We start from the raw sequence: 14,680 nt of genomic DNA on the forward strand, positions 1-14,680 counted from the left end.
GATGCTTCCCGGCGGCGCGGACCTCAGGTGGCAGCGCGGCTGAACTCGTGCACGGCGTCGACGAGTACGCCGACATGCGCTGGATCCATGTCCGGGGACATGCCATGACCGAGATTGAAGACATGGCCAAAGCGCGAACCCGCGACCTCGGCATAGCTGTCCAGCGCTCGCCGAGCCTCGGCCCGGATCGATTCCGGCGAGGCATAAAGCGTCGCTGGATCCAGGTTGCCCTGCAGCGCGACCTTGCCGCCGGTTCGCCGCCGGGCTTCGCCCAGCGAGACCAGCCAGTCGACGCCCACCGCTTCGGCCCCGCAATCGGAGAGTTCTTCCAGATATGGAGCATTGCCCTTGCCGAACACGATCAGCGGTGTGCGTTCGCTACCTTCGCCCCGCGCCAGTTCACGCGCGATCCGGGCGAGGTAGGGCAGGGAGAATTCGCGGTAGTGGTGCGGCGCCAGCACGCCGCCCCAGGTATCGAATACCTGCAGGGCCTGGGCGCCAGCGGCGCGCTGCGCCGACAGATAGGCGATCACCGCATCGGTGACGATGCTCAGTAGGCGATGCAGCAAGGCCGGTTCACTGAAAGCCATGGCCTTGATGCGGGAAAAATTGTCGCTGCCGCCGCCTTCGATCATGTAGCAGGCCAGCGTCCACGGGCTGCCGGAGAAACCGATCAAGGGCACGCGCCCGCCGAGCTCGCGACGGATCAGACGCACGGCATCCATCACGTAGCGCAATTCCGTTTCCATGTCGGGCACGGCGAGCTTGGCCACATCGCTTGCGTTGCGCACTGGCCGCGCAAAGCGCGGGCCTTCGCCTTCGGCGAAGCTCAGGCCCAGGCCCATCGCATCGGGAATCGTCAGGATGTCGGAGAACAGGATCGCGGCATCGAGATCGAAACGCTCGAGTGGTTGCAGCGTCACTTCGCAGGCCAACTCGGGATTCGTCGCCAGTCCCATGAAGCTGCCGGCTTTCGCCCGCGTGGCGCGATACTCCGGCAGGTAACGACCGGCCTGGCGCATCAGCCAGACGGGCGTGCAGTCCACTGGTTCGCGGCGCAGCGCGCGCAGGAAACGATCGTTCTTCGAAGTCATTGCGTTTTCATGTGACGGGCGCGGGTTTTCATCGCGGCGCGTCCGCGCCTTGGGTGAACATCACCAGGAAGCCGCGCTTGACCTGGGCATCCCGTGCTTTCTCGAAGGCGGCCAAAGCCGAGTCGCGGTCGAGGAACTGTTCGCGCTTGAGCTGCGCCTTGCCGCCGATATGGCCGGTCTCTCGCAGCAGAGCCCAGCCGCCGAGCAGATCCTGTTGCAGGATCAGCTGGACGTAACGGGGGCTTTCGCCGGCTAGCGGCTTTTGCTGGAGCAGGAGGCGCATGGGGCGCCATTGTAGCGGGCCAGTCGCGCCCTACGAAGCCAGAATGGCGAGAACGTCGGTTTCGGGCACATCGGCCACGATTTCCGCCTGGCCCAGCCTTCGCCACAGGACCAGTCGCAGCCGGCCAGACACGGCCTTCTTGTCGAGCTTCATCCGGAACAGCAGCGACGAAGCGTCCAGGCCCGTGGGAATGGCCACGGGCAGGCCGAAGCGCTCGAGCAAGGCCTGCAGTCGGTCGGCATCGACCGCCGGCGCGCGCTGCAGGTGCGTGGAAAGCCGTGCGGCGAGCACCATGCCTACGGCGACGGCTTCGCCGTGCAGCAATCCGCCGAAGCCCTGTTCCGCTTCGACCGCATGCCCGAAGGTATGGCCGAAGTTCAGCAGCGCTCGCTCGCCCTGTTCGGTTTCGTCGCGCGCGACCACGCCGGCCTTGTGCCGGCAGCTTCGTTCGATCGCTTCGCCGACCGCGTCGGCATCGCGCGCCAGCAAGGCGCCGGCATGCGCCTCGATCCAGTCGAAAAAGGCGGCATCGCCGATCGCGCCGTACTTGACCACTTCAGCCAAGCCCGCGCGGAGTTCGCGCAAGGGCAGGGTAGATAGTGTATCGGTATCGGCGATCACCGCCGAAGGCTGATGGAACGCGCCCACCAGGTTCTTGCCGGCGGGAATGTCCACCGCGGTCTTGCCACCCACCGATGAATCCACCATCGCCAGCAGGGTGGTCGGCAACTGCACGAAACGCACGCCGCGCATCCAGCTCGCTGCGGCGAATCCGGCCAGGTCTCCGACCACGCCGCCACCGAGGGCGACCACGGTCGCGTCGCGACTGGCGCCCAACGCCGCGAGCGCGTCGATCGCCTCGCCGAAGCGTTGCAGGTTTTTTTCCTGCTCGCCGGCGGGCAACACCAGGATGCCGACCTGCCTGTCGTGCAACGCGCGTTCGACGCGAGCCAGGTAGAGCGGCGCGACATTGCCATCGCTGACGATCAATACGTGTCGCCCCGGCAACACGGCGCTCCAGTCCGCGCCGCTGAGCAAGCCCGGTCCGATGCGGATCGGATAGCGACGTTCGCCGAGCTCGACCTCGATCTCGCGCATCAGGCCGCCTCCGCGCGATGCCAATGCGTCGCCAGCAACTGGCCCAGGCGCTCGGCCGCCTGGCCGACCGACAATCCGTTCGAATCGAAGCTCAGGTCGGCCACGGCCTCGTACAGGGGCGTGCGGATGCGGGCCAGGGACTCGAGTTTTTCGCGCCGATCGCCGGTAGCCAGCAAAGGCCGGCTACGATCGCGAGCGAGTCGATCGAGTTGCTGCTCGACGCCCACGCGCAGATGCACGACGAAACCGCGGGCCGCCAATGCGTCGCGATTGCCTTCCGCCAGCACGGCACCGCCGCCGGTCGCGACGAGTTGTCCTTCGCCGCGCATCAGTTCGGCGATCAGGGCCGCTTCGCGTTGGCGGAACCCGGCTTCGCCCTCGCATTCGAAGATCAGGGGCACGGCCGCGCCGGTGATTTCCTCGAGCCGGTGGTCGGCATCGACGAAGTCCAGCCCGAACTGCTGCGCGAGGCGTTTTCCTATCGATGTCTTGCCGGCGCCCATAGGGCCGACGAGCACGAGGTTGGGCGCGGGATTCATAGGCGAATGCTAGCATCGCCGAAGGTCGTGACGGAGCCGAGGATGGCGATGACGAGCGCGCGCACCGTGCTGATTGCCGGCGCCGGCGATGTCGGTGGACGGCTCGCGGCCCTGCGCGCGGCGCTCGGAGACGATGTGATCGCGCTGCGTCGTCGCGACGCCGAACTGTCCGGACGAGTACGGAGCCTACGTGTGGACCTGGTGACCGGCGAGGGCTTCGAACGCTTGCCGCGCCGCCCGGATGCCGTGGTGTATTGCGCTGCGCCCGATCGGCGCGACGAGTCGGCTTATCGTGCCTTGTTCGTCGATGGCCTGCGGCGCCTGCTTGACCGTGTGGACGCCGAACGCTTTCTTTTCGTGTCTTCCACCGCCGTCTATTCCGAGGACGCCGGCGAATGGATAGACGAAGCCACGCCGGCGCGACCTTCGGCCTTCAACGGCCGCGTGTTGCTGGAAGCCGAACACGAGCTCGCCGCGCATGGCGAAGCGGCGGTGTTGCGCCTGTCCGGCTTGTACGGGCCAGGGCGTACCGCCTTGCTCGAACGCGCGCGCAGCGGCGCGTCGCCGCGGCCGCGCTGGAGCAATCGCATCCATGTCGAAGACGCCGCCGCCGCGCTGTCGCACCTGCTCGACCTGGGAGAACTGCAAACCCATTACCTCGGCAACGATGACTTGCCGGCATTGGAATCGGAAGTGATCGCCTGGGTTCGGCGGCACGAAGGCCGGGAGGCCTTGTCGGTCGCGAACGAAGCGCAAAGCGGCCGTCGCGTCAGCAATGCGCGATTGCGCATCGGCGGCTGGGCGCCGCGTTTCCCCGACTATGCCAGCGGCTACCTGCCCCTGCTGGCGAAGCCGGGCGTATAGTCGCCCGGCCGACCCGGCGAAACCTCACAGGAGCAGGACCATGGCGACCACGGTGGCGAAAACGATCGAGATTTCCTCGTCTTCGAAGAAGGGCATCGAGGACGCCGTGCAAGGCGGCTTGAAGAAGGTTTCGAAGAGCGTGAAGAACATCAAGGGCGCCTGGGTGAAGGAAATCAAGGTCGTGACGGACGAAGACGGCAGCGTCACCGAGTGGCGCGTGCATATGAACGTCAGCTTCGTCGTCGCCTGAGCCGACCTTGGGTTCACCGCATCGGGTCGTGCACGATCCGGTGCGTCGCGTCGAGCCGGACGACGCGATCGGCGATGCCCGGCAGCGTTTTCATCCCATGCCGGGTGAGTCGCTCGAAGTGCTGCACGAAGCGATCGATGGCAGCGCGTGCCATGCCGGGGCGCGAACGCTTCATCGCGAGGTTCCGCTCCTGTCGCGCGCGCCAGCCGGGCACGACGTCGAACGACGGCGCCTGCAGGTAGAGCAACCGATCGAAACGCTGCCATAGCGGCGCATAGTCGGCCAGTCGTGCGTTGCACCAGCGGCGCCAGGCGGCATCGGGGTCTTCGCTGCGTTCAAGCGTATTTATGGCCGATCGCAGTTGCGCATCCGATTGCGGCCGCAGACCCAGGAACCATCCTTCGAACACGATCAGGTCGGGCCGGCGGAGGACCTGGCGCCAGCGCGACGGCGGCAGGCGCGTGTCGGCCAGTTTGTCGAAGCGCGGCAGGCGCGCCTCGCCCTCTTCGAGCGCGGCCAGCGTGGCGCTGGCCAGCGCGATGTCGTGCGTACCGGGCGGTCCCCGAGTGGCCAGCAGCGCATGCACTTCGCGTGCGAGGCGCTGGCGTTCGCGCCGCGTCAGGTAGAAATCGTCGATGGACAGAGCGATGACGGCGAGGCCGCGATGTGCGCCCGCGGCTACGAGCTGTGCCGCGAGCGTGGACTTGCCGCTGCCCTGGGCACCGGCGATGGCGAGCGCCGTCGGCATGCCGCGCCGAACCGCCAACGCCTCGTCCAGGCATCGTTCGACGAAGGCCGGCGGGAAGCCGACGCCACGAGCCGGATGCAAGCGCGCTTTCATCGCGCGACAATAGCGAAAAAGGAAGCGCCGATGACCGCAGCGAGCCCGGATCTGTACGAAGAAGCGCTGACCACGTTCGCGCAATTGCTGGACGAAGCGAAGGCGGCAGGCGATTGCGAACCCACCGCCATGACGCTGGCGACGGTCGGGCAGGGCGGTCGACCCTCCGCGCGCACGGTGTTGCTGAAGGCGTTCGATCGGCGCGGGTTCGTCTTCTATACGAACTTCGACAGTCGCAAGGGGCGGCAATTGGCCGCCAATCCACAGGCAGCCCTGCTGTTCCTCTGGAAGGGCCTGCGCGGTAGCGAACACGTCCAGGCCAAGATCGAGGGCACGGTCGAGCCGGTGTCGGCGGCCGAGGCCGATGCCTACTTCGCCAGCCGGCCGCGCGAGAGCCAGCTGGGCGCCTGGGCGTCGCTGCAATCCCAGACCCTGGAGTCGCGCGAGGTCTTCGAGACCCGGTTCGCCGCCTTTGAAGCGAAATTCGCCGACGCTCCCGTGCCGCGGCCGCCGCACTGGTCCGGGTTCCGGGTCGTGCCCGAGCTGATCGAGTTCTGGTATGGAGCCCGGTTCCGCCTGCACGAACGCCAACGCTACGAGCGGCTGGACGGCGGCTGGCATCGGCGTATGCTCTACCCCTGATCCTTGGGGTGGGAGCCGAATCATGGCCGAACGTCTGTTCGAAAGACGCAGCAACGACCGTCGCAGCGAAGACCGCCGGCAGGGCGAGCGCCGCGGTGCCGATATCGCCTGGAATGTGCTCGAGCGCCGCCAGGGCGACCGCCGGCAGCATGATCGCCGCAACGAAGAGGATCGCCGGGGCACGCTCTGGGCCTGAACCGCGTGTGCGCCTGAGGGCGTGGCGTCCATGCCGGGGCCCCGCCGCATCGTCTGCCTGACCGAAGAGCCGACCGAGACGCTGTACGCGCTCGGCGAGCAGGATCGCATCGTCGGCATCTCCGGGTTCACCGTGCGCCCGCCGATCGCGCGACGGGAAAAGCCCAAGGTCAGCGCCTTCACCAGCGCGAAGATCGGCGAGATCCTGAAACTCGAACCGGATTTCGTCGTCGGCTTTTCCGACATCCAGGCCGATATCGCCGCCGAATTGATCCGCCACGGCATCGAGGTCTGGATCAGCAATCATCGCAGCGTCGAAGGCATCCTCGACTACATCCGCCGGCTCGGCGCGCTGGTCGGCGCGGCCGACAAGGCGTCGGACTATGCCGATACCCTGCGCCGTGGCTTGGACGACATCGCATTGCAGGCGTCGACCTTGCCTCGGCGCCCGCGCGTCTATTTCGAGGAATGGGACGAGCCGCGCATCACCGGCATCCGTTGGGTGGCCGAGCTGCTGCGCATCGCCGGCGGCGACGACATCTTCCCGGAGCGCGCGGAAAAATCGCTGGCCAAGGACCGCATCCTCGCCAACGACGACGACATCATCGCGCGCGCGCCGGACATCGTGTTCGGTTCCTGGTGCGGCAAGAAATTCCAGCCGGGCAAAGTCGCCGCGCGCCCCGGCTGGGAAAACGTTCCGGCCGTGAGCGACGAACAGTTGTTCGAGATCAAGTCACCGATCATCCTGCAGCCCGGCCCGGCCGCGCTGACCGAAGGCGTGCGCGAGATGGCCGCGCACATCCGTGCTTGGGCCGGCCGTTGCGCGTAAGGACGCGCAACGCCGATCAGCCCAGCGCGCTCAAACCCGATTTCGCCAGCAATGCCGTCATTGCGCCGGCCTGCATCGCCTGTTCGCTGGAGGCGTTGCCCTGTTGCGCGCGCTTGGCCACGCCCTGCGCGATCGCGGCGAGGCGGAAATAACTGAAAGCGATGACGAAGTCCCAATCTCCCGGGATGCCGAAGCCGGTCTTTTCCGCGTAGCGGCGCAGCACGGCCGCTTCGTCGGGAATGCCGAGCGCAGCGCGATCCATACCCGCCAGGCCCGGCAAGGCGGGATTGCGCGGCAGGCGCAGCGCCATGCAGAAATAGCCCAGGTCGGCCAGTGGGTGGCCGAGCGTGGACAGCTCCCAGTCGACGATCGCCGCGAGCTTCGCTTCGTCGCGATCGAACATCAGATTGTCGATGCGGAAATCGCCGTGCGCCAGCGCGATGCGCCCGTCGTCTTCCGGGCAACGCGCGGGCAGGCGTTCGATCAGCGCTTCCATCGCCGGAATCGATTGCGTTTCGCTGGCGCGGTATTGCTCGCTCCAGCGGGCGATCTGGCGGGCGAAATAGTTGCCCGGCTTGCCGTAGTCGGCGAGGCCGACGGCACCCGGATTGACGCGGTGCAGGGCTGCCATCGCATCGACGATGGCGTCGTAGTAGCGGCCGCGATCTTCCGCCGCGACATCCGGCAGGGCAGGATCCCAGAAGATGCGGCCATCGACAAACTCCATCAGGTAGAACATCGAGCCGATCACCGACTCGTCGCTGCACAGGTGCAGCGGTCGCGCGACTGGAACGCCCGTGGCCTGCGCGCTCAGTGCCTGAAGTACGCGGAATTCCCGATCCACCGCATGCGCCGAGGCCAGCAGCTTGCCGGGCGGCTTGCGCCGCAATACGTAGCTGCCGCTCGCCGCGTCGATGCGATAGGTCGGGTTCGACTGACCGCCCTTGAACTTGGTCGCCGTCAGCGGTCCGCGGAAACCAGCGACCTGCGTTTCCAGGTAGGCGGCCAGCGCCACAGGATCGAGTTCCAGCGATTCGCGCATGCCGCGTCCTTTTTCCTCAGTAATAGGTCCACAGCCCGCGATCGTCGTGCAGATGCGGCAGTGCATTCCAGCTGCCCAGCGCCATGCCATAGGGGCGCAGGTGGAATTCGCAGAGGCCGCTGTTGCGCAGCGAGAGGTTCAGGTCGATCGCGCCGCGATCGTTCAGGCCCATAGCGTGTTGCGCCAGGCGCGAGATCACGCCGCCCGAGGTCAGCACGAGCACCTTGCGCTCGCGGCCACCCGCCAGGCGTTCGCCGGCATCGCGCACGCGCGCGCCGAAGTCGGACCAACTCTCGGGGACGCCCGCAATGCGATCCTCGGCCCAGGCGCCGAGCGCGGCATGGATCAATGCGCCCAGGGCCATCAGTCCACCGGCATGGCTGCCGACCACCGCCGGATGATCGGCATTGCCGCGCATGAAGCCGTCGAACACCGCGTGATGGTCGAATTCATCGAATCCGCGTTCGATGCGCGCGGCGGGCAGGGCCTTGCCCTGTTCGGCGTAGCTCGACGCGATCGATTCGAATGTTTGCCGATGCCGGCGCATGCCGCCCATCACCACTTCGTCGAACTCATGCCCGGTGGCTGCTAGCCACTGGCCGAGACGACGCGATTGCGCGAAGCCCCGTTCGGAGAGAACGTCGTAGTCGTCGGTGCCGGCGCTGGCCTGGCCGTGGCGTACGAAGAGCAGGCTCACTTCGGGAAGAACTCCTGCCGGAACGCAGCGCGGATCGGTTCGGCGCGGCCGGCGATACGCACCTCGATCTCGAAACTCAGGGTTTCCTGCCCGGAAACACGCGCTTCGCCCAGGTAATAGATCGCGCCGCCTTCCTTGACCTCACGCATCATCAGCGCCTGGCGCTGTCCGTTGAGATTGGTGGCGCCGACCGTCACTTGCGACGGCACTGCCGCATCGACGCCGGGCTTGCCTTTCCTTACCGCGACATTCACCAAGGCGCGGCTGGCCGAGCGCGTGAGGCCGTACTGCCGCGCGACCTCCGGCGTCAGGCTCGTGGTCGGCACGACGCTGTAGTGCACGGTGATATCGCCCGAGCTGACCGATTGCGCATTGGCCGCACCGCACCCAAACAGCAGGAACACGAAGCCATGCGTCAGCAGGCGAAGAAATAGGTTCATGACGCGATCGCTCCTGGGCAGAGGTCGTTCGCCGCGATCATCGCGCCATCGGGCGGAGCTGTCATCCGGCCGTCGCGCTTCAATCGTTCGCCGCCGACAGTTCGCGCCCGCGGCGTGTCGCCGCCGAGACGGCCTGGTCGACCAGGGCGCGGAATCCACCGGCTTCGAAACTCTCCAGGGCGGCCTGCGTCGTGCCGTTCGGCGACGTGACGCGCTGGCGCAGCACGGCGGCCGGTTCGCCGGATTCGGTCAGCATGCGTGCCGCGCCCAGGATGGTTTGCAGTGCCAGCTTGCGCGCCGACTCGGGCGGCAGCCCCTGGGCTTCGCCCGCGGCCTGCATCGCTTCGGCCAGCAGGAAGACGTAGGCCGGTCCGCTGCCGGACAGCGCAGTGACCGCATGCATCAGGCGTTCGTCATCGATCCACTCGGTGATGCCGGTAGCCTGCATCAGCGATTCGGCGACATGGCGTTGTGATTTCGTCACGCGCGCATTGGCATGCAGTCCCGTCGCGCCAGCGCCGAGCAGGGCGGGCGTGTTCGGCATGCTGCGCACCACGGCGAGGCCGCCGCCCAGCCAGCGGTCGAGTTGTTCGCCAGTGATGCCGGCGGCGATGGAAAGAATCATCGGTCGCCTGCTCTGCGCGATCGGCGCCAGGGCCTGGCAGACGGATTTCATCACCTGCGGCTTCACCGCGAACACCCAGGTATGGGCCGTGGTCACGGCCTCGGCGTTGTCCGCATGCGCGATCACGCCGAAGTCGGCGACCAGCGCGGCACGCAGGCTTTCGTTCGGTTCGGCCACTTGGATGGAAGCGGGATCGCGACCGCGCGCCACCAATCCGCCGATCAGGCTGCGCGCCATGTTGCCGCCGCCGACGAAAGCAATGGCGTCGGTGGCGTTCGTATCTTGCGGTGAAGCGGACGATGACATGGCGGGTTTCCAGTAGCGATGCGGCAAGTGTAAGCGCTGGGTGCGTCAGCGAGCGGAAGTCAGCGGGAAGTGCGCGGCCCGAACAGGGCGCTGCCGACCCGCACCATCGTCGCGCCTTCGGCGATCGCCAGCGCGAAATCCTCGCTCATGCCCATCGACAAGGTATCGGCCTCCGGATGACGTTGGCGCAGGTCGTCGAACAATTCGCGCATGCGCCGGAACGTCGCCCGTCGTCGTTCGAAGTCGGGATGCGGCGCACCGATGCTCATCAGGCCGCGCAGTCGCAGCCTCGGTGCCTGTGCGACCAGTTCGGCCAGCGTCGGGACGTCTTCGGCGGCACAGCCGGACTTGCTCGCCTCGTCGTCGATGTTCACCTGCAGCAGGACGTTCAGCGGCCCGCGCGCCGGCGGCCGATGGCGGTCCAGCGCCTCGACCAGTTTCGGCCGATCGACCGTCTGCACCCAGTCGAAATGCTCGGCGGCCTCGCGGGCCTTGTTCGACTGCAGGTGCCCGATCAGATGCCATTCCAGCCCGGCGTCGGCCAAGGACAGGATCTTCGCCACCCCTTCCTGCACGTAGTTTTCGCCGAAAGCGCGCTGGCCGAGACGGGCCAGCGCGGCCACGGCCTCGGGAGGCTGGGTCTTGGATACGGCCAGTAGCGCGGGGGGTGGCCGTCCGGCATCGGAGGCCGCGTTGTTCAGGGTCTGAAGGACGCGGGAATAGGCCTGGCGGGGCGGGTTCATGCCGGGATTGTCGCGTACTGCGGGAGGTTTATACTGCCCTCGGCCCCCTGTCATGGGACAGCGGGCTCAAGGGTGCTGCAGGGAGGCTGCACCCGCCTGCATCCGTCGCTCCGGCGCCGGCGTGCGGGCAAGCGAGAACGGGCCCGATCCTAGGGGGGAACGGTCCGGGGCTCGACGCGTCGCGATGGGGCCGGATCGCCCTGGCGCGGTAACGACGACTCGCGCGACGGCAGAACCGTTGCGCACCAGGGGGTATACCGCCATGGATATCGCTGAACTACTGGCTTTCTCGGTCAAGAACAAAGCATCCGACCTTCACCTCTCCGCCGGCCTGCCGCCGATGATCCGCGTCGATGGCGACGTGCGACGCATCAACATCCCGGCGCTGGACCACAAGCAAGTGCATTCGCTGGTGTACGACATCATGTCGGACAAGCAGCGCCGCGACTTCGAAGAATTCCTCGAGGTCGACTTCTCCTTCGAAATTCCCGGCCTGGCGCGTTTCCGCGTCAACGCCTTCAACCAGAACCGCGGCGCCGGCGCCGTCTTCCGTACCATTCCCAGCCAGATCCTGACGCTGGAAGAGCTCGGTTGCCCGCGCGTGTTCACCGAACTGATCGCGCAGCCGCAGGGTCTGATCCTGGTGACGGGTCCGACCGGCTCTGGCAAGTCCACCACGCTGGCGGCGATGGTCGACCACGTGAACAAGAACGAGTTCGCGCACATCCTGTCGGTCGAAGACCCGATCGAGTTCGTGCACACCTCGCAGAAGTGCCTGATCAACCAGCGCGAAGTGCACCGCGACACGCACGGCTTCAACGAAGCGCTTCGTTCGGCCCTTCGCGAAGACCCCGACTACATCCTGGTCGGCGAGTTGCGCGACCTGGAGACGATCCGCCTGGCGCTGACCGCCGCCGAGACCGGTCACCTGGTGTTCGCGACCCTGCATACCAGCTCGGCCGCCAAGACCATCGACCGCATCATCGACGTGTTCCCCGCCGGCGAAAAGCCGATGGTGCGTTCGATGCTGTCGGAATCGCTGCGCGCGGTGATCTCGCAGTCCCTGCTGAAGAAGGTGGGCGGCGGCCGTATCGCCGTGCACGAGATCATGGTGGGCATCCCGGCGATCCGTAACCTGATCCGCGAGGACAAGGTGGCCCAGATGTACTCGGCCATCCAGACCGGCCAGCAGTACGGCATGATGACCCTGGACCAGAACCTCCAGGACTTCGTCAAGCGCGGTCTGATCACGAAGATCCAGGCGCGCGAATACGCCAAGGACAAGCGACTGTTCGACTGATCATCGGCACAAGCGGCCACAGGGGGCCGGGCGTCGTCCGCGGCCGGGTTCGCGTAGTATCCGAGGTCGAGGCCGACCCTCCCCCTGTTTCCCGAGTACCGTTTCGGAGCCCTTGCAATGAGCAGCATCGATTTCACCTCCTTCTTGAAGCTGATGGCGCACAAGAAGGCTTCGGACCTGTTCGTCACGGCGGGCGTGCCGCCGTCGATGAAGGTGCATGGCAAGATCTCGCCGATCACGCAGAACCCGCTGACGCCGCAACAAAGTCGCGACCTCGTGCTGAACGTGATGAGCCCCTCGCAGCGCGAGGAGTTCGAAAAGACGCACGAGTGCAACTTCGCCATCGGCGTCTCGGGCGTCGGTCGTTTCCGCGTCAGCTGCTTCTACCAGCGCAACCAGGTCGGCATGGTGCTGCGTCGCATCGAGACGCGCATTCCCACGGTGGAAGAGCTGAGCCTGCCGGCGGTGATCAAGACGCTGGCGATGACCAAGCGCGGCATCATCATCTTCGTCGGTGCGACCGGTACCGGTAAGTCGACCTCGCTGGCGGCGATGATCGGCTACCGCAACATGAATTCGTCGGGCCATATCATCACGATCGAGGACCCGATCGAATTCGTGCACAAGCACGAGGGCTGCATCATCACCCAGCGCGAAGTCGGCATCGACACCGACTCCTGGGAAAACGCGCTGAAGAACACCCTGCGCCAGGCGCCCGACGTGATCATGATCGGCGAGGTGCGTACCCGCGAGGGCATGGACCACGCGATCGCGTTCGCCGAAACCGGCCACCTGGTGCTTTGCACGCTGCACGCCAACAACGCCAACCAGGCGATGGACCGCATCATCAACTTCTTCCCGGAAGACCGTCGCAGCCAGCTGCTGATGGACCTGTCGATGAACCTGAAGGGCGTCGTCGCGCAGCAGCTGATCCCGACCCCGGACGGCAAGTCGCGCCGCGTGGCGATGGAAATCCTGCTCGGCACGCCGCTGGTGCAGGACTACATCCGCGACGGCGAGATCCACAAGCTGAAGGAAGTGATGAAGGAATCCACCAACCTCGGCATGAAGACCTTCGACCAGGCCCTGTTCGAGCTGTACCAGGCCGGCGAGATCTCCTACGAGGACGCGCTGCGCTACGCCGACTCCGCCAACGAAGTGCGCTTGAAGATCAAGCTGGCCCAGGGCGGCGACGCCCGGACGCTGGCGCAGGGCATGGACGGCGTGGAGATTTCGGAAGTGAAGTAAGCCGCTCCGGCGGCTGGCGATGCGAAAACCCGGCTTCGGCCGGGTTTTTCTTTCTGGCCCCCCGCGCCTGTCCGAAATCCGTGCGCGCCTGCGTAAGCCTGAAAGCAGCCCGCCCCCGCGGATGCTTCCAGTCCCCCATGGAGAACGCAGATGACGACCAAGCTGGCCATGTGGCTGCAAGGCAATGGCGTGCAGCCCGAGTTCCCACCTATCGCGCAACTTCGCATGGCCGGCTCGGCCTGGTTCACCGGCATCGACCAAAGCTTCAACTGGTTCCATTTCCCGATCTGCGCGCCCGTCGTTTACGACGGCGCCATGACCCGGCTCGAACGCGTCTTCGTCCTGTACCGGATGCAGTTCGCGGCGGTGGAAGTGGTGCATGTCTGGAGCGGAAGTTCGCGATTGGCGGTGTTCAACGTCATCCAGGAGGCCGGATCGGTACGCAACCAGCCGGATGTGGACCGCAACTCCTTCCTCCCGGGCAAGACGCAATTCGACCTGGTGCCGGCCTTCGCGGGGCCGATGGAAACGCCGCGGGGACTCAGCGTCTCGGTGAAAGTGCGCTTCGATTCGCGCGGCGAATTCGAAGCCAGGCGCGACCTCGGCAAGATCGAGTTCTTCGCCGCCGGCGCCGACTGGACGATGCCCTGAGGCGGCCAGGGTCCTCGATTCTTCAGCGCCGGGCGTTTTTTTCGTCCCGCCTTTCGATGCGTTCGTCCCGAATGCGATGAGGGGCGGGGCGTCGGGCTTCCGGTCGCAATGGCGCTTCGGACACAATCGTAGCTTCCGTTCGAGCTAGAGGAAGAGAAGCGATGAAGCGATGGGTGCCATGGACGATGCTGCTGGTTCCGGCGATGGCTGCGGCCGGCGAATGCGAAAGCAATTTCGGCAAGGACGGCAGCGCGTTCAGCGGCACGCGGTATTCCAGCCACGTGCGCGTGGCGAACCTGTCGCAACAGGATGCGCTCGGCCAGATGCGCGGCATCATGTTGGCGGAAAAAATGCAGGTGATCGCCGAGGACGCCGAGGCCGGCACCTTGCTGGTCGAGCAGCCCTCGACCGGCACGACGCGCGCCATCCCGACCATCATCACCGTCACGGCGGAAGGCGCCGACGCCAAAGTCGAGATGGCGGTGAAGACCGACAAGGGCGTGTTCGCGAAGCAGGAGAACATCAGGACCTACATGTGCGAACTGCTGGCGAAGGTGAAGGGCGGCGCGGCCGGCAAGGCGGCCGGGGCCAGCGGCGCGCAGGCCAAGAACAACCTCGCTGCCGGCAAGAAGGACGCGTACATCTTCTCGATGGAGATCGCGCGCGAAGCCAAGGCCAATGCCGTCGCGCTCAACGCCAGGCACAAGGGCCGGCAGTACACGCTTAGCGGCAAGATCGACAACATCCAGGAAGACGGCGAGGACTACAACGTCTCCTTCCATATTCCCGAAATGAGCGAACGCCCGCTCGGCCCGTTGCCGGGCCAGGCGAATTTCCGCGTCGGCGTCGCCTGCTTGTTCCGACCGAACCAACTCGCCACCGTGCTGACCCTGCGCGAGAAGCAGAGCGTTACCTTCGCCGGAACCTTCTACCGCTACGACGACTTCAAGAAGATGGTCTGGCTGGAGAACTGCAAGCAGGTGCGTTGATCGC

General features: G+C 66.3%; 19 protein-coding genes. 9 read left to right on the forward strand and 10 right to left on the reverse strand.

What is annotated here, in order from left to right:
• Positions 1-23 precede the first annotated feature (23 nt).
• Genes hemE through QM707_RS02835 form a run of 4 tightly spaced genes read right to left on the reverse strand, consistent with a single transcriptional unit; the run spans position 24 to position 3,014 of the window.
• Entirely contained in the window at positions 24-1,094 is a 1,071-nt protein-coding gene (gene hemE / locus QM707_RS02820; protein WP_415000357.1) for a uroporphyrinogen decarboxylase, read from the reverse strand.
• 28 nt (positions 1,095-1,122) lie between these two features.
• On the reverse strand, positions 1,123-1,377 hold the full coding sequence (locus QM707_RS02825) for a WGR domain-containing protein (protein ID WP_415000358.1): 255 nt from the start codon (positions 1,375-1,377) through the stop codon (positions 1,123-1,125).
• A 30-nt stretch (positions 1,378-1,407) separates the two neighbouring features.
• A complete protein-coding gene (aroB, locus tag QM707_RS02830) occupies positions 1,408-2,475 on the reverse strand; it encodes a 3-dehydroquinate synthase (protein WP_415000359.1) in 1,068 nt (355 codons plus the stop codon).
• Entirely contained in the window at positions 2,475-3,014 is a 540-nt protein-coding gene (locus QM707_RS02835; RefSeq protein ID WP_415000360.1) for a shikimate kinase, read from the reverse strand. The genes aroB and QM707_RS02835 overlap by 1 nt, the downstream gene beginning before the upstream one ends.
• Before the next feature lie 42 nt (positions 3,015-3,056).
• On the opposite strand from QM707_RS02835, the gene QM707_RS02840 reads away from it, so the two are divergent.
• On the forward strand, positions 3,057-3,878 hold the full coding sequence (locus QM707_RS02840; RefSeq protein ID WP_415000361.1) for an NAD-dependent epimerase/dehydratase family protein: 822 nt from the start codon (positions 3,057-3,059) through the stop codon (positions 3,876-3,878).
• 40 nt (positions 3,879-3,918) lie between these two features.
• The gene (locus tag QM707_RS02845; RefSeq protein ID WP_415000362.1) at positions 3,919-4,128 is read left to right on the forward strand and encodes a dodecin family protein; all 210 of its coding nucleotides are present in this window, start codon (positions 3,919-3,921) and stop codon (positions 4,126-4,128) included.
• 13 nt (positions 4,129-4,141) lie between these two features.
• Here QM707_RS02845 and QM707_RS02850 read toward each other — a convergent pair whose 3' ends face one another.
• Positions 4,142-4,969 (reverse strand): kinase, encoded by an 828-nt coding sequence (locus QM707_RS02850; protein WP_415000363.1) that lies wholly within the window; start codon positions 4,967-4,969, stop codon positions 4,142-4,144.
• A gap of 30 nt (positions 4,970-4,999) precedes the next feature.
• On the opposite strand from QM707_RS02850, the gene pdxH reads away from it, so the two are divergent.
• From pdxH to QM707_RS02865, 3 genes are read left to right on the forward strand one after another with little or no spacing between them, the layout of a single operon-like run.
• Entirely contained in the window at positions 5,000-5,611 is a 612-nt protein-coding gene (gene pdxH / locus QM707_RS02855; RefSeq protein ID WP_415000364.1) for a pyridoxamine 5'-phosphate oxidase, read from the forward strand.
• A gap of 22 nt (positions 5,612-5,633) precedes the next feature.
• Positions 5,634-5,807, forward strand: coding sequence for a hypothetical protein (locus QM707_RS02860; RefSeq protein WP_415000365.1), 174 nt, complete (start codon positions 5,634-5,636; stop codon positions 5,805-5,807).
• A gap of 30 nt (positions 5,808-5,837) precedes the next feature.
• A complete protein-coding gene (locus tag QM707_RS02865) occupies positions 5,838-6,635 on the forward strand; it encodes a cobalamin-binding protein (protein ID WP_415000366.1) in 798 nt (265 codons plus the stop codon).
• Between the two features lie 16 nt (positions 6,636-6,651).
• Here the strand turns inward: QM707_RS02865 and QM707_RS02870 are convergent, their stop codons facing one another.
• From QM707_RS02870 to QM707_RS02890, 5 genes are all read right to left on the reverse strand, one after another.
• Complete coding sequence (locus QM707_RS02870) at positions 6,652-7,677, reverse strand: phosphotransferase family protein (RefSeq protein ID WP_415000367.1); 1,026 nt, start codon at positions 7,675-7,677, stop codon at positions 6,652-6,654.
• 16 nt (positions 7,678-7,693) lie between these two features.
• Positions 7,694-8,374 carry a histidine phosphatase family protein gene (locus QM707_RS02875; RefSeq protein ID WP_415000368.1) on the reverse strand — a complete coding sequence of 227 codons (681 nt, stop codon included), beginning with the start codon at positions 8,372-8,374 and terminating at the stop codon, positions 7,694-7,696.
• A complete protein-coding gene (locus tag QM707_RS02880) occupies positions 8,371-8,814 on the reverse strand; it encodes a DUF4426 domain-containing protein (RefSeq protein ID WP_415000369.1) in 444 nt (147 codons plus the stop codon). The genes QM707_RS02875 and QM707_RS02880 overlap by 4 nt, the downstream gene beginning before the upstream one ends.
• A 79-nt stretch (positions 8,815-8,893) precedes the next feature.
• On the reverse strand, positions 8,894-9,745 hold the full coding sequence (gene proC, locus QM707_RS02885; protein ID WP_415000370.1) for a pyrroline-5-carboxylate reductase: 852 nt from the start codon (positions 9,743-9,745) through the stop codon (positions 8,894-8,896).
• 59 nt (positions 9,746-9,804) lie between these two features.
• A complete protein-coding gene (locus QM707_RS02890) occupies positions 9,805-10,488 on the reverse strand; it encodes a YggS family pyridoxal phosphate-dependent enzyme (protein ID WP_415000371.1) in 684 nt (227 codons plus the stop codon).
• Between the two features lie 262 nt (positions 10,489-10,750).
• Between QM707_RS02890 and QM707_RS02895 the strand changes: the two genes are divergently transcribed.
• The 4 genes from QM707_RS02895 (at position 10,751) to QM707_RS02910 (ending at position 14,676) form a co-directional block, all read left to right on the forward strand.
• On the forward strand, positions 10,751-11,788 hold the full coding sequence (locus QM707_RS02895) for a type IV pilus twitching motility protein PilT (protein ID WP_415000372.1): 1,038 nt from the start codon (positions 10,751-10,753) through the stop codon (positions 11,786-11,788).
• A 117-nt stretch (positions 11,789-11,905) separates the two neighbouring features.
• Entirely contained in the window at positions 11,906-13,036 is a 1,131-nt protein-coding gene (locus QM707_RS02900; RefSeq protein WP_415000373.1) for a PilT/PilU family type 4a pilus ATPase, read from the forward strand.
• Positions 13,037-13,186: 150 nt separating this feature from the next.
• Complete coding sequence (locus QM707_RS02905; protein ID WP_415000374.1) at positions 13,187-13,687, forward strand: DUF6623 family protein; 501 nt, start codon at positions 13,187-13,189, stop codon at positions 13,685-13,687.
• 161 nt (positions 13,688-13,848) lie between these two features.
• Entirely contained in the window at positions 13,849-14,676 is an 828-nt protein-coding gene (locus QM707_RS02910) for a hypothetical protein (RefSeq protein ID WP_415000375.1), read from the forward strand.
• Positions 14,677-14,680 lie beyond the last annotated feature (4 nt).

This window comes from Arenimonas sp., from assembly GCF_047602345.1.
GTDB lineage: Bacteria > Pseudomonadota > Gammaproteobacteria > Xanthomonadales > Xanthomonadaceae > Arenimonas.